Genomic DNA, 19,899 nt, shown 5'->3' with positions numbered 1-19,899 from the left:
TATTTCATAAGTGTAGTAAGTTGCGGTAGAAAGAAACTGCCACTTTATTGCCTAAAAATCCGGACAAGCACTCAGCAATAGACAGTTAAAAGCCCTCCCTGTGGCCTTTATGATCCAGAACAAACAATGCTTTAATTTAACCGCTTGTCTGTTGCACCGCCTCCGACGCTCCCTTAAAGTAATACAAATACCGCATGGCTTGTTCTGCCGTCTTTAGCTATTCCAATCAGCCATGTCATAACAAAGTAAGACTCTACCTTTACATTCACATTACTCAGGCCAACTGTTCCTGCTTGCAGGAAACCCGACTTTCAGGGAGAAAGTGCTGTGTTTTTTAAAAATTCTTTGGGCAGCCCGCGCGGGCCCGCTCTGATGGATATGCTGCAAAGCATCAGCGGTTTAATTTTAGCGCTGTTTATGTGGGCTCATATGTTTATGGTGTCGAGTATTCTGCTCGGTAACGACGCCATGTACTGGGTTACCAAGATGTTTGAGGGAAAGCCGATTTTTGGCAAAGGCTATCCTATTCTGGTAAGCCTGTTTGCGATGTTTATTCTGTCGCTTATTGTGTTACATGCCTTTTTAGCCATGCGGAAATTTCCGGCAACCCACCGTCAGTACCGCACTTTACATAAGCACCTTGGCGGCATTCGTCATACCGACAGCTATCTGTGGTATGTTCAGGTAATTACCGGGTTCGCTTTATTCTTCCTCGCTTCGGTACATTTATATCAGCTGATCATGCACCCTGCTGACATTGGTCCCTTTGCGTCTTCAGACCGGGTGTGGACCGGCCGCATGTGGCCACTCTATCTGGTGTTGTTATTTGTGGTGGAACTGCATGGTGGTATTGGTTTGTATCGTGTGCTGGTGAAATGGGGCTGGTTTATGGGTAAAGATCCCAAAGTGGGCCGCAAACGCCTGACCATCGCCAAATGGTTACTGACCGTATTCTTTTTAGTCCTTGGTCTTATGACCCTCGCAGCCTACATGAAGGTGGGTTATGAGCATCAGGATAAAGCCGGAGAACGCTACGAGCCGGCGCAATATTCCCAGTTACACAGTGCGTCGCAAGGAGGAAGTCACTAATGCAAACAATTGTAACCGATGCACTCATTATTGGCGGCGGCCTGGCTGGTCTGCGCGCCGCTATTGGCGTGAAGCGCCGTGGTTTTACGCCGCTGATTTTAAGCCTGGTCCCGCCCAAGCGTTCACACAGTGCCGCCGCTCAGGGCGGCATGCAGGCCAGTCTGGGTAACAGCGCCAAGGGCTGGGGCGATAACGAAGATATTCACTTTGCTGACACCATCAGAGGCAGCGACTGGGGTGCAGACCAGAGAGTGGCGCGCATGTTTGTTCACACTGCGCCAAAGGCAGTTCGGGAATTAGCCGCCTGGGGTGTACCGTGGAACCGTGTACAAAAAGGCGATCACAGCAGCGTTATTAACGGCGAAACGGTGACCATAACCGAGCGTGAAGAAGCCCACGGCATGATCACAGCCCGCAACTTTGGTGGCACGGCAAAATGGCGAACCAATTACGTTGCCGACGGCACCGGCCATTCTATGCTTTACACCATGAGCAATCAGGCTATTGCCGAAGGCATAGAAGTGCATGAGCGAATGGAAGCCATCGCTCTGCTGCACGAAGACGGCCGCAGCCAGGGCGCAATTGTGCGCAACCTGATCACCGGCGAGCTGATTGTTTATCTGGCCAAAGTCACCTGCATTGCGACCGGCGGTTTTGGTCGTATCTACCGGGTATCCACCAATGCGGTTATCAACCAGGGAATCGGCACAGCCATTGCGCTGGAAACCGGCGTAGCCAAACTGGGCAACATGGAAGCAGTACAGTTTCACCCAACCGGGATTTTCCCGGCAGGCATACTGGTGACCGAAGGTTGCCGGGGTGATGGTGGCTTACTGCTGGATGCCAAAGAACACCGCTTTATGCCGGATTATGAACCGGAAAAACGCGAACTAGCCTCCCGCGATGTGGTATCGCGCTGGATGGAAACCCATATTCGCCAGGGTCATGGTGTTAAATCCCGCTTTGGCGAACACTTGTGGCTGGATATCCGCTTACTGGGTAAAGCGCACATAAATAGCAAGCTGCGTGAGGTGAAAGAAATTTGCCAGTACTTCCTGGGCATCGACCCTACCGAGTCACTTATCCCGGTGCGTCCGGCTCAGCATTATTCCATGGGCGGTATCCGAACTGATTACCGTGGTGAGTCGCCCACGCTCAAAGGCTTGTTCGCCGCTGGTGAAGCCGCGTGCTGGGATATGCACGGCTTTAACCGCTTAGGTGGTAATTCCGTGGCCGAAACCGTGGTAGCGGGCATGATTGTTGGCGAGTTTATGGCCGACAGCTTAACCAGCGATGCCACGCTAAACATTAGCTCTGCAGCCATAGACAGCCAGGTTAAAACCGTTGTGAAAGAACTGGCCAGCTATACCAACAGTAATAATACAGAAAACGCCTGGCAGATTATCGAAGCCATGCAATCGGTAATGACCGAGAAAGTGGGTATCTTTCGCCATGGCGATCAACTCGCTGAAGCCGTAACAGAATTACAGTCACTGTCGGCGCGCGCCGAAAACATCAAGGTCAGCGATAACAGTCGCGGGGTTAACCCGGAACTGTGCGCCGCGTACCGCGCCAAAAAGATGCTTAAACTAAGTTTGTGTGTAGCCAGTGGAGCGCTGGCCCGGGAAGAGAGCCGCGGCGCGCATTCTCGTGAAGACTTTCCGCTGCGCAACGATAGGGACTGGCTGAAACGCACACTCACCAGTTGGACTCACGATAATCCGGTGCCGGTTATTGACTATGAGCCGCTGGATGTCATGCAGATGGAACTACCGCCAGGCTGGCGCGGTTACGGTGGTAAAGATCGGATTGATCACCCGGATACTGCTGCCCGTCAGGCCGAGGTCGATAGCGTACAAGGCGGCGCTGACGACCGCTTTGCCAAACAACAAACTTTAATGCCGTTTACCGATTGTTTGCCAGCACCATTCAGAGGCCGCAATGCCCGTTTATCAGAGGAGTCAGATGCATGAATGCCGCCACCGACAACACTATACCGGTAAAGGTAAGCACCGCCAGAACCATCGAATTTTCGATATTCCGGCACAATCCTTACGATGACACCAGCGAGCCTCACTTTGAGACCTATAAACTCGAAGAAGCCGACAGCATGACGTTGTTTATCGCGCTTAACGAAATTCGCGCGCAACAAGCCCCTTCCCTGCAATTTGATTTTGTCTGCCGGGCCGGTATTTGCGGCAGCTGTGCAATGTTAATTAATGGTCGCCCGGGGTTAGCCTGCCGAACGCTGGTCAGTCAGTTACCCGATAAAGTTACGCTGATGCCATTACCAGGATTTGAACTCATCGGCGATTTATCCGTTAACACCGGCAAATGGATGCGCGGCATGAGTGAACACTTGCAAACCTGGATCCATTCCAATAAAAAGGTGGATATCAATGCCCTGGAAGAAAAAATGGAGCCTGAAAAGGCCGAGCAAATTTACGAGCTTGAACGTTGTATAGAATGTGGTTGCTGTATTGCGGGTTGCGGTACAGCACAAATGCGCTCTGAATTTGTCGGTGCGGTTGGCTTAAACCAGCTGGCCCGGTTTAAAATCGATCCCCGCGATGATCGCACGGATGCCGACTATTATGCCGTGGTAGGTGATGAAAATGGTGTGTTTGGCTGCATGACCATGCTGGGCTGTGAGGACTTTTGTCCTAAAGAACTGCCATTGGCGCAGCAGATTGCTTACATGCGCCGGGCCATGGCGATAGCCGGGATTGATTAACCGAGCGGCAGCATCAGTCGGCTGAGCTAGTACAACTTAGTTGGTAGCCGACTGATATTTTACGCTGAAGTCAGAACTTAATCGTCGTCACTCTCGCTGTCGTCTTCTTCAATCTCTGCTTCCGTGGCCACCAGTACGCCCTCAGCGTCGAGCACGCCTTCTACCTCAACCACAGTGCCATCGCTAATGGCCGCCATAAATTCAATCACACTGACTTTAAGGTCATTTAGCTCAAGTTTGCTGGCGGTATTTACATCCACATCATAGCCATTCAAAGTAAAACGCCCATCTCCGGTAACGGCTGTCACGCGGCCTTCAATTTCAAGGTAAACCCCGTTTTTACTCTGACCGTCAGAGTCATCATCATCGCTTCGATCGTCATCGTTGTCGCCATCATCGTCAGAATCGTCTTCCAGTTCCAGCTCAAACCTATTGGCAATGAAAACTCCGTTCTGGTCGTAGTTCCCGCGTAATTCAACCTTAGCCGGAATACTCAGCTGAGCAACAAATATATCCAGGGTCACCCGTCGCTCATCCAGTAAATACAGCGCCTCTGCGGCTAAATCGATAGTCAGGCCCAGCAGTGTAATACTGTTGCCAGTAACCGCTGTAACATAACCTTCCAGCTCAGACTCTGCGAAATACTCCTCGTCATTTTCGCGCTCCAGTCGTAATACAATATTGGTTTCATCAACCGTCTGATAAACCAACTCTACCTTGTCGTTAACCTGTAAAAATGACAAAGCCACATATTGATCGTCATCGTCTTCATACCGAGTCTGATTATTAACAACATACACAGAATTGTTGACCGTTATACTCCCGGCTTCCGTGTCAATGGCGGTGATCACGCCCTTAACTTTCCCATCTGCAAGGTTTTGCTTTTTAAACTCAACTTTAGTGACCGTTTGTTCGCCATTCGCGTACGCCACTTCTATTTCAACTATCGCACCCGCTAACAGATCGTCCACTGTACCATCTTCAAATGCGGTACTGCTGGTGTAAGTGTAAGTTTGCCCATAGAGCTCCAGAGTGTTACTGGCTGGATCCACTGCCGTGAGAACGCCTTCTATTTCCGCCTCAGCCACATCATCGTTATCCTCGTAACTCACCACGCGCACTTTTAGTTCTGCTGCGGTCAGCACCCCATCGCTGAATAGCCCTTCAACCTTAACCTGTAACCCGTTTGCCAGCGCGCCTTCGGCGCTGGCCTGACTGTAATCGACCAACGTAGAACCAATGTAAAATTGCTGTGCAGTAGTATCCAGTTCACTTACCACGCCCGAAACGGTTTGCGATTGCGATGGCTGAAGTTCGTTTTCTATTTCGATGTATGTGGCATAAAAGGTGCCATCTGCCAGCGCATAACCACTCACCTCAATCCGGTCACCTACGCTAAGCGTATTCTCGGAAGTAGCAATAAAGTGAGTGAGGTCATCGTAGCTTATGGTAACGCCGGCAATCTGAATCCGTCCTGATAATCGATCGATAGTCTGAATAACGCCTTCTACATCTGACTCGTAAGTGATGGTAGCTGCGCCAGGAGTTGATCCTGAATCACTGCTGGTCAGCGCTATCCGCATACCTACTTTCAGCGATTCGATAGACGCACCGGCCTCGCCATTGATAGTGATGGATGTTTCGTCGGTGGTGTACCTTTCACCGTCTACATAGACACTGCCAAATCCGGTAATAACGCCGCTTTTTACTGTGGTTGTTGCGCTCGCGGGCGGTTCCTGAGCAACCGGTTCAGAGATCGGCGCACTCGCATCAGATGAGCCACCACCACAACCAGACAACAAGCCGGCAATTACAGATAAATTTATCAGTGAACGTTGCATCTCTACTCCTCAGTACTTGCAATTACTAAGGTTATAGTTGCTAACTGCTCATTTTGCCGTAAGACATATCATATAGGACGTTAGGGCATATGGCCTATAAGCCATACAAGACTTTGATATAATTACACTCTTTTGAGCATTACTTAACCAAGTTCTTCAAAGAAAAAAGCTGCCAGTTCATGACGACCGGTACATTCCGATTTCTTGTACACCGCGGAGGCCTGGTGCCGGATGGTTTTTTCTGAGGTTTGTCGCATCTCAGCGATTTCATTCAGGCTAAGTCCTTTTAACAGGAATAAACCGACTTCTTTTTCACTGGGAGTGAGTTGCCAGCGTTCAAACTGATCTTGTACGGCGGCAAAGAAATCACGTTTTGAGCGTTTCAGTTCTTCGCTCATTTGACTCACTTTGCTGTTTGAAAGCTCCAGGTCAACTTTTAAAGCTTTAAGCGCATTTGAACGCTGTCGGATATCAATAATAAGAAATACAAACAACGCAGACGAAATCAGAATAAGAACCGATTCCTGAATAATATGCAGCGGTTCAAGATCCTCATGGAAATCGATATACAGATCCATGCATTTGAGAATCACGATACAAATCAGCGCAAGGGAAAATATTTTATCTTTCACAAAACTCTCCGGAAACATCCGTTTCGGATGTGATGGAGATAGTAACAAGACCAAAAGAAAATGGCCTGTACAAATTATCTGTACAGGCCAGTTTTTCGTTAAGTAGATAACCAGGAACGATTAGTCGTCGCCAAACTCGCGGATAATGCTGTTAATGGTATCTTTAGCATCGCCCAATACCATGCGGGTATTGTCTTTAAAGAACAGTGGATTGTCGACGCCAGCAAAACCTGCATTAGCAGAACGCTTAAGTACAAACACGGTTTTAGCGCGGTACACTTCGATAACCGGCATACCATAAATCGGGCTGCCTTTCATCTCTTTGGCCGCAGGGTTTACCACGTCGTTAGCACCGATAACGATAACCACATCGTAGTTTTCCATACGTGGGTTAACATCATCCATTTCACACAGCAGGTCATAAGGTACGTCAGCTTCAGCCAGCAGTACGTTCATGTGACCAGGCATACGACCGGCAACCGGGTGAATAGCGTATTCCACCGTACAGTTGTTTTCTTCCAGCAGCGACTGCATTTCACGCACAGCATGCTGAGCCTGAGCTACCGCCATACCGTAACCTGGAACCACCAGCACTGACTGAGCGGCTTCCAGTACATAGAAGGCATCCTGCGCAGACATGATTTTAACTTCGCCTTCGATGGCTTCACCCATCTCTACCGGCTTGGCAAAACCAGACAACAGTACGTTCATTAGTGAGCGGTTCATGGCTTTACACATGATGTTGGTCAGGATAAGACCTGATGCGCCCACCAGCAGACCAGTAACAATAAGAATGGTATTTTCAACTGCCAGACCCGCCGCACACGCTGCCACACCAGAGTAAGAGTTAAGCAGAGCGATAACCACCGGCATATCCGCACCACCAATAGAGATAGTTGCCCAGATACCAAAGCTTAATGCCAGCGCGATAGACACATATAACCACACTGGATTAGAGGGGTCGGTTGCAAATAAATATCCCACCACGAAAAACGCGATAAGGTGCAAAATGCTAAGTTCGCGCAGACCGGTGAAGATAAACGCTTTGGACGACATTTTGCCAGACAGTTTACCCCAGGCGATAACAGAGCCCGAGAAAGTAATACCACCAATCAGGATGGTCAGGAACACGGTAACAAAAATTAGCGTATCGGTGGTTGCCATAGTAATGGTGTTCATACCGGAAATGGTTGCCCAGCCCAGTAATAAAGAAGCTGCACCACCGTAACCGTTAAACAGCGAAACCATTTCTGGCATTTGCGTCATTTCAACGGTTTTGGCTTTCCAGGCACCATAAGCGCCACCAATTACAAAGCCTACCAGAATCCAGTGGTAACTGATGATCTGGTGGTCGATAAGGGTAACAACAACCGCAATAAACATACCTATTGCAGAAACCAGGTTACCTTTTTTGGCTGAAGACGGGTGACTCAGCAGTTTTAAACCAACAATAAACAGCGTGGTTGCCAATACGTAGGCAAGATTAATGATCAATGCACTATCACTCACAGCATAATCCCCTTACTTGCCTTGCTTTTTCTTGAACATACCGAGCATGCGATCGGTAACCATATAACCACCCACTACGTTGATACTGGCCAGCGCTACCGCGGCAGTACCTAAAATAGTGGTCAGGGTATTGTTATCAGAACCCGACGCGACCAGGGCACCCACTAAGGTGATCCCGGAAATCGCATTAGAGCCCGACATTAATGGCGTATGCAGTGTTGCAGGCACTTTACGAATGAGTTCGAAACCCAAAAAGGCGGCCAGCAGAACGATAAAGATCAGGTAAATAGTTTCCATGGATTAGCCCCCTTTGTATGCGTTTTTAAGCATGTCATTGGTGATCTCACCAGCGTGAGTGATCACGCTCTGAGCCAGAATTTCGTCTTCAAGGTCCAGCGTGAATTGCTTGGACTCTTTATCGCAAAACTCATCAATGAGGTTTAGCAGGTTATTGGCATACATATCGGTAGCGTCACGGGCTACGCGCTGACTCCAGTTACCATCACCAATAACGGTAACACATTCAACGGTAGCTGTTTTGCCTGGTACAGAGCCTTCGACGTTACCGCCAGACTGGGCGGCCATATCAACTACTACGCTGCCAGGTTTCATTAGCGCGAGGGTGTCTTTGGAGATCAGCACCGGCGGTTTGCGACCGAACAGCTGTGCAGTGGTAATGACGATGTCAGAATCGGCAATCGCATCACGCTGAGCTTCCTGCTGCTTGGCTTTTTGCTCGTCGGTAAGTTCCTTGGCATAACCGTCTTTGGTCTGACCGGTCTCACCGATGTCGATTTTAAGGAATTTACCGCCTAAGGATTCTACCTGCTCTGCAACCACAGGGCGGGTATCATAAGCTAACACGTTAGCGCCCAGGCGTTTTGCGGTAGCAATGGCCTGCAAGCCAGCAACACCGGCACCAATGATAAATACTTTGGCCGGTTTAATGGTACCGGATGGCGTCATCATCATGGGCAGAATGCTTGGCAACGCATTAGCGGCCTGCATCATCATGACATAACCAGCAAGACTCGCCTGTGAACTCAACGCATCCATTTTTTGGGCGCGCGAAGAACGTGGGATCATTTCTACCGATAATGTGGATAAACCTTTACCGGCCATGGTTTCAACCAGTTCTTGCTGGAAGAACGGATCGATATGGCCAATCACCAGCGCGTTGGCTTTAAACTGTTCCAGATGGCTGGGCAGCGGACGGTTTACATAGAAAACGATATCGGCATCGCCAAGTACCTCGGCGGTTGCCTCAACAATCGTTGCACCTTGTTCGGTGTAAGTGGCATCGGGATAGCCTGATAACGCACCAGCGTCTTTCTCTATCATCACGGTAAAGCCCATTCGGGAAAACCGCATAACAGTAGCAGGCGTTACTGCACAACGCTGTTCGACAAAACTGTCATCAATCGCGTGCCTTGCTTCGTTTAGAACTAAGAGTTTCAAGAGTATCCTCCTTTCCTCCGGGCAAAATTAACCTAACCACCAAATTTCTCCGGCGATTAAGCGGTATCTGTTTGTTGCCACAAGGTGCTTTTGATCCATTTACTACAAAATTGTATAGCTTTTTGTGTATAAAAATTACTTATATATACAATTTTGTAATCTTCCGTTTTTATTGGAGTTTTAGGAAAGGATTACAGCGAGGGGCCAATAATGCATAATTAAATTCTAAATTGAAAGAAAAAATTTAGCTTTAATCACTTAAATGCGGCTTATGAAACGATTAAGACTTATAACTCTTACTTATAATACAATTCAAAGAAGTAGGTAATTAGTGCCGCCGGGGAATTGAGAATTTCAGGAAGATGTGCAAAGCGCAGCGAGAACACTGCGCTTTGAAATAACCACATTTGGCTTAGATACTGGCCACTACTGCATTGTAGTAAATCTCTGGTGAAGTCTCTGCATTGGCCGCAACCGCTTTAGCCATATCAGCACGTACCGCTGCAATAACCTGACTACGTTGAGCTTGTTCAACTTGCAGAATATCCATCATCGCAACCAGGTGCTCGCCTTCACCCTGACTGGTTTCTTCCATGACTTTTTTAAAGTTGTCCTGGATGAATACCGCAGCGGTAACCAGTTTGCCAGAGCAAGAGTCCGCAGAAGATACTTTAGACGATACAGCTGTGGTACCTAAGTCCCAGATAATGTTAGAGATTGCCGCCGCAGTACCATTGTCATCAAAGATAATTGCGCCAATACCACAGTGTTTCCATGGGTTAATGTTTTCCTGCGCCATGGTTTGACCAGAAAGAGTAGCCGTCATTAGCGCAGCAGCCATAGTTAGTTTTTTGAACATTAGATTTCCTTTTTTTAATAATAATATGAAATATGCACCCCTGTTTCTGCCTGCTCAAGATAACTAAAGCTTGCTCTGACATCCCACTGTTGACTGATCAACCAGCGCGACTCCACCTCCACATACTGGCGGTGTGCTGACAAGTTATTTAAATACCACTGATGCCCCGCAGAAAAGGACATTGCTAAAGTTGGTGTAATGGTGATTACACCTCCCACTTCGCCACCGGACGCTACATTGCCTCCCAAGCGATTGGAACTGGTAGCGAGGCCAGAGGCCGCGCCGTAAATTACAAACTGAGAACCAGGCGACCATGCCTTGCCAATAAAGCCTTCAACAAATCCGCTGCCACAATGCTGGCAATTATTCGCTTGCTGGCGATAACCAGCAGCCAGTCTCCAGGCCAGCGCGTCATCACCAGGCAGCCCCGTTTGTGAGGCATTTAAGTTGATTAATTTGAGCAGATTGAAATTTTTAACCGCAATCTTCTGATTATCCTTGTAGGCCAGCGTGAGATCGAAAGTTGTCAGTTCAGAAAACGGTAATCTGCCCGGATTGTATGTCAGCAAGTCGTAGTAACTGGCGCGAAAGCGAAACGTTGCCGCTGACCCCTCCGGATAATCAAGATAACCGGCTTGCAATAAACTGGTTAATTGCGCGTTGTGCGGTGCAACAGGCTGATAAGCCTGCCAGTCAACCTGACCGGGAGGCAATTCGAAACGTCTTACCATGGCCAGGCGTTTTTTTTCTTTTAATGACTCCGGCAATTCATCAAGACGGACATCCTGCAACGCTACATAATCGTAAAGCGTGTCGATAACGGGTTTTGCATCCCCCTCGCGAAGCTGCGCTAATAACGCAGTGGTTTGTTCAGCAGGCTGTTGAATAATGTCTTTAAGCACAGCTTGCTGCTTAGCCGAGAGCTGTTGGTAATGATCATAAAGCGACTGCTGCCTTGAGCCATGGAAAATAACACTGGTATACAGTGGCTTCCCAGACTTAGTGCTATTAAGCCTCATAATAAGATCCACTGGCATCACCCACAGCTTGGCCGCATCGATTAACGGCTCATCTATCACCAGCGCCAGTAACTGCGCCAGTTGGTACGCGCAATTTTGCTTAAAGAAATAATACGTCATGGTGCTGTTTTCCAGCTCCCACAAATGAGCCAGCAAAAACATCACCTCAGTGCGGGTCAGATTTAAGCGGTATTCCCACAAATTGCGCAGTTCAGACTCGTTGTAAGTCAGGTCGTGGTGGTGGTACTTCTGGTTGGTAAAATGCCCTGCATAGCCACCGCTGATACCTTTTACAATATAGGCTAACTTGTTATCGCTATCGGGTACCTGCGCCCCGTAAGAAAAGGTGTTGTCCAGTAAATCGTGCTGCTGGTTACCGTTAAATTTTAAAAACACATGACCAAACATTGAAGCGGGATTACCCAGAAAACCAGACGCATAGATAAGGCTAACGCTGTCGGTCATGAACGCCTCAAGATACTGCTGATACTCAGCGCACTCAACACGGGTAAAGGTCAGGTTGGGGGCATGTTGCTGTAAAAACATCCGCCGCGCGGGATAACGGCACTGCAAATCAGGCTGACGCTTAAACGCACTGATGGTTGCTTCGAGTTCGTTTTGCGGGTGTTTATACCCATCGGCAGCCAGATAGAAAGGACTGTTTTCGGCAGTAACTGGTGTTTGTCCTGCGTGCAATAGCTGGAGCCACACAGGGTGCGATGCCAGCTCACTGACAGCAGCTTGCACAGCGCCATTAACGGCAACAAGGCAAACCAGCAACATTCGCAACATACTACAGCGAAACATCCAAATTCCATTTCCCAGGACAACGTAAGCAAGCCGGCTTTTTAAGCCGTTTACCGCACCACAAACGAGCCACGATACAACACTAAAGCGGGTTTAATCAAGCAAGTCCCAGTTTGCCGGCATTTGCCCTATTTGCTGCTGTTGTAAAGAGGTCACGTGACGTACAAAGGAAGCGGGTAGATCCTTCACTTCAGGTATTTTGAGCAATTCAGGTGCATAAGCCCGGTAGTAGGCAGGAATATCCTGACGGATTTGTGCATTAAACGCTTCTGCATCAAAATCGCCGATGCCGAGTCGTTGCTGCAAATATTGCTTTAAGGCGTTGCCATGCAACACGGAAAGCGCGCTACCATGGGCGGCGCTCTTTTGCTGCTTATTGACAAATAAAGAAGGTAATTCGGTTAATTCACCAAAAAAATCAACATCATTACAGCGAGCACTTAGCAAAGGCCTGAAGATTTGATCGGTATTCTGCCTGCGTTGCAGCACGGTAATTCGTGCATCGGTGTGGCCAAGCAGTTCCATTACGTGCAGCGCAGCACCTTCTGCAAGTACGATTTCGCTGGCGCTTTTATAATGGCGTAACTGTTCGGTTATCGGATAGTTTTCTGGTCGGAAGACCGCAAAACCCTGTTGCTCAAGGTATTGCTCGATAACCGTTTCACCGGCAAAACCGCCACGTAATAAATAAGGTGTGCGGCTGATATAAAGCTTTTGCGGTAACTGCGCCGAAACATCGATTCCAGCTCGCGCCTCACACTGTTGTAAAAAGGTTTTATAGTGGGCAGAAACCGGCCCGCGGTCGCGAAAATAGCTTTGTTGCGGAGCTACCCAAAGCGATTCGAACCCTTCGACACGTTCACTAATGTGCAACTGCGAACGCGCAACGCCGAAGTATTGCAGAATCTCATAAAAATGTGGGGGTAACGCTGGCTTGGTCACTTTACCCAGCTTGCGATAATGCTGGGGTAAAAATATCACCTTCTTTATGCCCACTCGTTGCTGAACGGCGGGTAAAGCGCTTAACCGGTGCACCGATTCCGCTATAAAGTGGCCGAAATTACTGAATATGGGGCCGCCGTAAAAATACTCGCCCTTCTGGTAACGCTTCACCGCTGGCTGGCTCGCCAGCAGCGCCACATTAGTTGCACACTCAGCGGGTTTACTGCCATAAATTACCGCGGCAAAACGATAATGATGGGCAAAATCAGGCAGAGATTCTGCGCGTAGCCCGCCTTTAACGTTAGCCGGACCCGATCCAGGCAACTGCGGGATTACGGTAACCTGTTTAACTTGCTGTGCTGTGTCGAGAGCGTCTGGCGGACATTCTGTGATAGCTGGCGTAGTCTGATTAATCAGGTTTTTACCCCGACTGAGCAGGTACTTGTAAGCGCCGGCCAGTTTTGCGCGCCATTGCTCAATGCTGGATATTGTAAAATGTTCACATAAAGAGTGATTACTTACTGATGCTGAAGCTTCTTCAACCACTAAGCTGAGAGCGCGGTACAAGGCCGGTTTTTCACTCCGCATTTTAGTTATCAGAGCGCGGCTTTCTGCACTGGATTGCTCTTGCTTTAGTAAAGGTAACGCTGCCATTTTTTCTGTAGCGGTACCGATTAACTGCCAGTCTTCGGCCGAAAGCAAGCCGGTAAATTTACCCGCCAGGCTTTGTAACTGACTGGCATAGGTCGCTAACGTCGCATCGTCGAGCAAGCGGTATCTGGGAGTATCTTTACTGCATAACTGAAGATAAGCATCGAGCTCGGCTTGCACCGCATCCAGATTAAACTGATTTAACCAGCGCTTTAACTCCAGCGCGGCAAAACTGTAAGACACATTAACGACCCTGGACTCTGCACTGAACACAGTGGATAAACCCAGCACGCTGATAACGTCGTCGATAATATTGCCGTGGTCTTCGTAACTCTTATAGGCAAAACAGTGGATATTTTGCGGTGCCACACGATTTGAGGCCTTAAGAATATTCTCCCACTGCCCCATGTTAAGCGTTTTGCCCGGCACGAATGGCTTACTGTTAGCGTGTCGTTTTACCGACTGGTTATAAATAGACAGCTGAAATTCGATAGGATTGCGCAAGAAACAAATAAATTCGGCTGCAGGAACAGCATCAATAAGGTCGTGAATAATGCGAAAAAACGACTCCGAACTCAACAGCAACACTGAGACAGTAGGATCAGCGTTAAAGGCATTAATGACGCTGGTTAGCTTGCTGCGATCCAGGGCCAGTCGCCCCTGGCTGTCAGGTGAGCAAATTTCTCTGGCGTTGCCCGAGCTAATGCCGTTTTTATCGATAGAATGCGCAGGGTATAGCACTGAGTGAGCCCGCAATTGCTGGCGGTGCTGATGCAAAAAATGCTGGATGGCCGAACTGCCGGTTTTGGGTGGGCCCACATGGAAAATAATGCGCTTATTCAATATTACTGCTCTGTCCCTGTCATTACCGCGGTATGGTATCACACAACTTTCTCGCGCCACACAGCATACCCATGGCCAATGCTAATTTTATCGCTGTTGCACAACTGGCCCTTATCGATATGCACAAAATTTATCCTGCTTGTTAACATCATTCTGAAAAAACGAATATGAACTGGATTTTAATCTGATGGTAGTTCGTTTATCCCTCCTTTATCATTAGCTTAGTAATCAATTTAGTAAGGGGCAAAATTATGAAAATCGTAGCTTACGGAGCAAGTAACAGCTCAACTTCCATCAATAAAAAACTGGCAACCTACACTGCAAACCTGGTTGAAGGTGCAGAAGTCACAGTTTTAGACATTAATGACTATGATGTACCTATGTTTAGCGAAGACTTGGAAAAAGAAATTGGCCAGGCTGAAGGTGCACAGCAATTTTTAGACGATCTGGCGAAGGCCGACGCGTTTGTGATTTCTTACGCTGAACATAATGGTCATTATCCGGCGGCGTATAAAAACCTGTTTGACTGGGCTACCCGTATCGATCGTGAATTATTTAAAAACAAGCCTGCGGTTTATCTGGCGACTTCGCCTGGTCCAAGTGGCGCCAAATCGGTTTTATCAGCAGCAGTTACCTCTGCACCGTTCTATGCCGGTAACGTTAAAGCGACTGTTTCTGTTCCTGGTTTCTACGATAAATTTGATGTAGAAACGGGCAAAGTGACTGACGAAGCGTTAATTGCAGAATTAACTGCGGCGGTAGCAAAGCTGGCCGAGTAATCGCCAGTCTTCTATAGCTGTTAAAGTAAGGGCGCTCCGTGGAGCGCCCTTTTGTTTCTTCTGGTGTTTATTCTGCGTTTACTCAGCGATTGTTTGGGCTGGATTGAGCAGAACAGGTTGACCAAAGCCAAGTTGTTGGAGGCGTGACAACTGAGATTCTGCATCTCCTACCACCAGCCAGATCATAGCGTTAGGATTGGCGTATTGTTTAGCCAGTTTTTGAACGTCATCCACCGTAATATTTTGCACCAGTTCCTGACGCTGTTTTACGTAATCTGCACCCCAGCCATACAGGCTGATATTTTCCAGCATCGAAATTTTAGCCTCAGCGGTTTCAAACTGGCGGGCTGCGCTCTTGATAAAATAACTTTTGGTGTTAGTTAAATCATCGTCGCTAAAAGTTGCCGGATACTCCGCCATAATTTCTTTAACCAGCGCAGCTGATTCGAAAGTCACGTTGGTACGTACTCCGCTTTCAATTAAAAATGGCCCGGGAATATCCGTGCCGTTAAAGCGAGAATAAATACCATAAGTGTATCCCTTGCCCTCACGCAGCGACTGCATCAGCCGCGACGCGAAGCCACCACCACCGAGTTTGTAGTTCATGATGGTTGCCGGGTAAAAGTCGGCATCCGTTTCGGCCATCGCTAAATAACCAAATCGCAGTACTGACTGTTTGGCTCCCGGCACGTCATAAAAATACACCGTGGATTGTTCTGGTCTGGCTGGCAGTGAAAGCGCTGGCAGTGTAACCGCCCTGGCCGGCCAGTCGTTATTTAAAGAGGCTAACGAGGCTTTGACTGTATTGGTATCAACCGCGCCCACAACCAGAAAATCGGCCACCGAGGGCGTAATGTACTGAGAGTAATACTGCTTTAAATCAGCCAGCGTGATGGCCTCTACCGATGCTGCTGTGCCCAGCGGATTGTGGGCTAAAATGTGGTCTTTGCCATACAGTAAAGTAAATATCTGATTATCGGCAATGCTGTTGGGGTTAGCGCTTTGCTCTGCTATTACGCTTAACGTGCTTTGCTTGGCCAGAGCAAACTCTCTCTCATCCCAGCGCGGCGTCAGCAACATCTCTTTTACCAGCGCCATGGTGGCAGCGTAGTTTCTGGCCAGCATGGTACCGCTAATGGTTAACGACTGGCGACCACTGTAAACGCCAATTTGTGTGCCCAGTAAGTCGAGGGCATTTTCCAGCTCTTCCGCGGTTTTAGTCGCAGTGCCTTTTTCCAGCATGGTAGCCAGCAAACTGGCAACGCCTACTTTTGCCGGATCTTCCAGCATCAGGCCACCCTGGAAGGTCAGTTCAAATTGAACCAGCGGCAGCTCATTGTTTTCAATACCGTAAAGGTCCAAGCCGTTGTCCAGTTTATCCTGCCATACGTTGGGCACTGCCGGCTGCGGCAGTTCACCATAAGGCGGCTCTGCACTGCGATCAAATTTACTGACTGTTCGCTCGTAACCACTGTCTTCAGGAATGGTAAAGGCTTCCCCTTCTCCTGCTGTAACAATTTTTTCTTCTACCACCTGGGCAGGGGTAGAGCCCGACAAGGCTAGTTCTGCTTGCCCTTTAGGCACAAAACTTGTGGCAATAAACGCCTGGCCTTTAATGTACTGATTATACACCCGCATAATATCGTCTTTGGTTACCGCTAATGACTTATCAAGCTCCTCATTGATATAGCCAGGATCACCGGCAAAAATGTTGTATTGGGCCAATTCGAAAGCTTTACCCAGAACACTCGACAAACCGTTATAAAAGCGGGTTTCAATGCCAGCTTTGACCCGGGTCAGGTCTTCATCGCTGATACCATTTTGCTCAAAACGGCTAAAGGCTTGCTGAATCGCGGCATTAACCTCGTCCAGGCTAGTGCCCGGATAGGCGCGGGTAATAAGGTAAAGTTCACCGGCAATCTCCGAGTTGCGGTTAAACATATTAACCCCGGCCGCCAGCTCTTTTTCTTCAACCACAACCTTGGTTAAGGGCGCGGTTTTTCCGTCGGCCAGTAACCGGGTCAGAATATCCAGCGCATAGGCATCTTTATGATACAAATCGACGCCGGGCCAGACCAGGCGTAGCTCCGGCAGCTGAGCAAAATTGTCTTCGTAGTAACGTTTAACCGTAGCCGTCAGCTTAGCCGGGCGATCGGTTAATGGCGCTATCTCTTCGCCACGAGGGATTTCGTCGAAATATTTGTGCACCCAGGCCTTAGCCTGCGCAAAATCAAAGTCACCGGCAATCACCAGCGTAGCATTATTGGGCACATACCATTTGTTATAGAAGTCTTTAACATCCTGCAGGGTCGCATTTTGCAGATCTTCCAGCGAACCGATTACCTGCCAGTTATAAGGATGGTCAGCCGGGTACATATTTTTATCCACCACATAATTGGCATGACCGTAAGGACGGTTATCCACACTCTGGCGCTTTTCGTTTTTAACTACCTGCTTTTCTTTGGCCAGCACCGCATCGGTGACAGTATTAATAAAAAAGCCCATTTTGTCGGCTTCGGCCCAAATCATCTTTTCCAACGCGTCGTTGGGGACGGTCTGAAAGTAGTTGGTGCGGTCGCGACTGGTAGAGCCGTTAGCCCCTGAGCCACCAATCCGTGAACTCATTTTATCCAGACCGCCTTTACCCAGATTCTCAGACTCTAAAAAGAGCAAGTGTTCAAACAGGTGGGCAAAACCCGTGCGATTTTCGATTTCCCGGGCAGACCCTACATGAAAGGTTAAGGCTACGGCAGTTACCGGATCCGAAGTATCCTTGTGGAAAACCACTTCCAAACCGTTATCCAACTCAAATTTTTCGTAGTTAACTGCAAAGGAGGGCTGCTTTTCGACTGTGGATGTTTCACTCTGGCTAACAGGAGGGTTTTCTGAACAAGCCGCTAATGCCAAAGCACTGAGCATAAAAGTGGTAAATTTAAAGAAGCGAAGCGCTGTCATTGTCGTTATTAGTATCCGTTATAATTTGTTGTCAATATAGCAACAGATATACCGTAAACCTAGCGGTTACCGACCAGTGGAAAGAATAGCGCGGTCGACACGGCATAAAATAATGCCGGCGCGAATAGCCGGCACTGTTTTGATTGGGTTAAATTTGACGACGAAACCCCGTCAGAGTTTGAACTTGGCCACATGCTGTTGCAGTTGCTCGGCCATCTCCAGCAATTGCTGGCTATTGTGCATGGCCCGGTCAGCAACTTCTTCAGACTGGTGGGCGATATCACGGATTTTAATGGTGTTGTGTTGGATCTCAGACGCTGTCTCGCTTTGCTGATCGGCAGCCATGGCGATTTGCGTGTTAAGTTCGGCAATTTCCCCCACATGTTCTGCAATACGTTGCAGGGTTTGAGTCACCGTTTTAACGCTATCGGCCCGTTGTGCGGCCTCTTCGGTGGAGCGGTTCATTGAGTCTACCGCCCGTACTGCCTCTGCTTGCAATGCCGTTATGGTAGTCTTAATTTCGTCGGTAGAATCATGGGTGCGTTTAGCCAGCGAGCGAACTTCGTCGGCAACCACCGCAAAGCCACGCCCCTGCTCACCCGCACGAGCCGCTTCGATAGCCGCATTCAGCGCCAGCAAATTGGTTTGCTCAGCAATTCCGCCTATTACATCCAGCACCAGAGTGACCGACTGAATACGCGCGTCGAGCTGATCGATAACCGCGGCTGCTTCGCTAATATGCTGACTCAACACAAAAATGGAATTTTGCGCCTGTTCGGCAACGTGAATGCCATCTTCGGATAGCTTGTCGGTGGAAGCCGATTTTTCCTGCGCTTCAACGGTACGTTGTTTTACATCTACTGAGGTCGCTTCCATTTCGGTAAGCGCACTGGCCACTGAATCTGTCTGCAATTTCTGCTCACTTACCGCGTCGTCGGTTTGTTTAGCGACCCGTTTTAAATCCTGCGCAACGCCCAGTAATTCAGCGGCAGACTGATTCACCTCGACCAAATGTTCTCTGAAGCTGTGTAAGGTGGTATCCACCGCATTGGAAAGGTCACCGACTTCGTCGCTGGATTCTGAGCGGAAGGAACTGGTTAAATCCATGTCCCGGGCAACCTTGGTAAGGCTGTTTCTTAACCCTTTGAGGCGGCTTATCACCAGGGTATGAATAAACCAAAGCAAAACTGCAAAGGCAACAGTGAGCACCAATAACTGAATAAGCACACTTTGCGTAACACTTTTATCGATGCGTTTATCGATGCTTTTGAGTGACGCTGTGAGTCGCAGGGCCCCAAGTACATCGCCATCCTGCGCCATGTGACAGCCCAGACAGTTAGTCCCCTTGTAGTCGGTTCTGGCAATAAGCGGTTCTATCACGGTAAAGGTGCGACCATCAGCCGTATCGGTGAAAAATGACTGGCGCTTGCCGGTTAACGCTGTGCGGTCAAATTCGTCCACAGCGGCCTGATCCGTATGACCTGCGCCATAAAGAGACTTGGTTTTGTCACTACGAATAACCCGCGCTTCAACGATATCTTCCCGTTTGAGCATTTTGTCCTGCAGAATTTGCCGTTTATCCATCATGCCGGTGAGCATAAAAGAATTGATAGAATCGAAGTAGTTATCTGCGGTATGCCATAAATTGGTTTCCACCAATTCCTCTGCCAATGCGCGTTCTTCCACGGCCGTGTTCCAGTAGCTCAGAGAAATGGTAAGTATCGCTATGGCCACCAATCCCAGCGTTAACTTTGCCTGTATACTTTTAACTGACATGTTTT

General features: G+C 48.6%; 14 protein-coding genes. 4 read left to right on the top strand and 10 right to left on the bottom strand.

The window, feature by feature from the left end:
* The first annotated feature begins 327 nt into the window (after positions 1–327).
* Genes BFC17_RS04870 through BFC17_RS04860 form a run of 3 tightly spaced genes read left to right on the top strand, consistent with a single transcriptional unit; the run spans position 328 to position 3,823 of the window.
* Positions 328–1,089 (top strand): fumarate reductase cytochrome b subunit, encoded by a 762-nt coding sequence (locus BFC17_RS04870; RefSeq protein ID WP_217494014.1) that lies wholly within the window; start codon positions 328–330, stop codon positions 1,087–1,089.
* Positions 1,089–3,062 (top strand): fumarate reductase flavoprotein subunit, encoded by a 1,974-nt coding sequence (locus tag BFC17_RS04865; RefSeq protein WP_070175330.1) that lies wholly within the window; start codon positions 1,089–1,091, stop codon positions 3,060–3,062. The genes BFC17_RS04870 and BFC17_RS04865 overlap by 1 nt, the downstream gene beginning before the upstream one ends.
* Entirely contained in the window at positions 3,059–3,823 is a 765-nt protein-coding gene (locus BFC17_RS04860; protein ID WP_070175329.1) for a fumarate reductase iron-sulfur subunit, read from the top strand. Before BFC17_RS04865 ends, BFC17_RS04860 begins: the two co-directional genes overlap by 4 nt.
* Before the next feature lie 77 nt (positions 3,824–3,900).
* On the opposite strand, the gene BFC17_RS04855 is transcribed toward BFC17_RS04860, so the two are convergent.
* From BFC17_RS04855 to BFC17_RS04820, 8 genes are all read right to left on the bottom strand, one after another.
* Entirely contained in the window at positions 3,901–5,664 is a 1,764-nt protein-coding gene (locus BFC17_RS04855) for a DUF5666 domain-containing protein (RefSeq protein ID WP_070175328.1), read from the bottom strand.
* A 143-nt stretch (positions 5,665–5,807) separates the two neighbouring features.
* Complete coding sequence (locus BFC17_RS04850) at positions 5,808–6,296, bottom strand: helix-turn-helix transcriptional regulator (protein WP_070175327.1); 489 nt, start codon at positions 6,294–6,296, stop codon at positions 5,808–5,810.
* Positions 6,297–6,416: 120 nt separating this feature from the next.
* The gene (locus tag BFC17_RS04845; protein ID WP_070175326.1) at positions 6,417–7,805 is read right to left on the bottom strand and encodes an NAD(P)(+) transhydrogenase (Re/Si-specific) subunit beta; all 1,389 of its coding nucleotides are present in this window, start codon (positions 7,803–7,805) and stop codon (positions 6,417–6,419) included.
* 12 nt (positions 7,806–7,817) lie between these two features.
* Positions 7,818–8,102, bottom strand: a complete 285-nt coding sequence (locus BFC17_RS04840) for an NAD(P) transhydrogenase subunit alpha part 2 (RefSeq protein WP_070175325.1) — start codon at positions 8,100–8,102, stop codon at positions 7,818–7,820.
* A 3-nt stretch (positions 8,103–8,105) separates the two neighbouring features.
* The gene (locus BFC17_RS04835) at positions 8,106–9,263 is read right to left on the bottom strand and encodes an NAD(P) transhydrogenase subunit alpha (protein ID WP_070175324.1); all 1,158 of its coding nucleotides are present in this window, start codon (positions 9,261–9,263) and stop codon (positions 8,106–8,108) included.
* Between the two features lie 412 nt (positions 9,264–9,675).
* Positions 9,676–10,122, bottom strand: a complete 447-nt coding sequence (locus BFC17_RS04830) for a DUF3015 family protein (RefSeq protein WP_070175323.1) — start codon at positions 10,120–10,122, stop codon at positions 9,676–9,678.
* A gap of 14 nt (positions 10,123–10,136) precedes the next feature.
* Positions 10,137–11,948, bottom strand: coding sequence for an Lnb N-terminal periplasmic domain-containing protein (locus BFC17_RS04825; protein WP_083271585.1), 1,812 nt, complete (start codon positions 11,946–11,948; stop codon positions 10,137–10,139).
* A gap of 93 nt (positions 11,949–12,041) precedes the next feature.
* Positions 12,042–14,384: a glycosyltransferase family 61 protein gene (locus BFC17_RS04820; protein ID WP_070175321.1), complete on the bottom strand. Its 2,343-nt coding sequence runs from the start codon at positions 14,382–14,384 to the stop codon at positions 12,042–12,044.
* A 251-nt stretch (positions 14,385–14,635) separates the two neighbouring features.
* On the opposite strand from BFC17_RS04820, the gene BFC17_RS04815 reads away from it, so the two are divergent.
* Positions 14,636–15,163 (top strand): NADPH-dependent FMN reductase, encoded by a 528-nt coding sequence (locus BFC17_RS04815; RefSeq protein WP_070175320.1) that lies wholly within the window; start codon positions 14,636–14,638, stop codon positions 15,161–15,163.
* Positions 15,164–15,241: 78 nt separating this feature from the next.
* Here BFC17_RS04815 and BFC17_RS04810 read toward each other — a convergent pair whose 3' ends face one another.
* Both BFC17_RS04810 and BFC17_RS04805 read right to left on the bottom strand, forming a co-directional pair.
* Complete coding sequence (locus BFC17_RS04810; RefSeq protein ID WP_229681027.1) at positions 15,242–18,118, bottom strand: M16 family metallopeptidase; 2,877 nt, start codon at positions 18,116–18,118, stop codon at positions 15,242–15,244.
* Between the two features lie 171 nt (positions 18,119–18,289).
* Positions 18,290–19,894 (bottom strand): methyl-accepting chemotaxis protein, encoded by a 1,605-nt coding sequence (locus tag BFC17_RS04805; protein ID WP_070175319.1) that lies wholly within the window; start codon positions 19,892–19,894, stop codon positions 18,290–18,292.
* Between the last annotated feature and the right edge of the window lie 5 nt (positions 19,895–19,899).

Origin of the sequence: Marisediminitalea lipolytica (assembly GCF_001758465.1) — a bacterium.
Taxonomy (GTDB): Bacteria; Pseudomonadota; Gammaproteobacteria; order Enterobacterales; family Alteromonadaceae; genus Alteromonas; species Alteromonas lipolytica.
The sequence above is the reverse complement of the archived record's forward strand: the minus strand, read 5'-3'. Positions and strand labels throughout refer to the sequence as shown.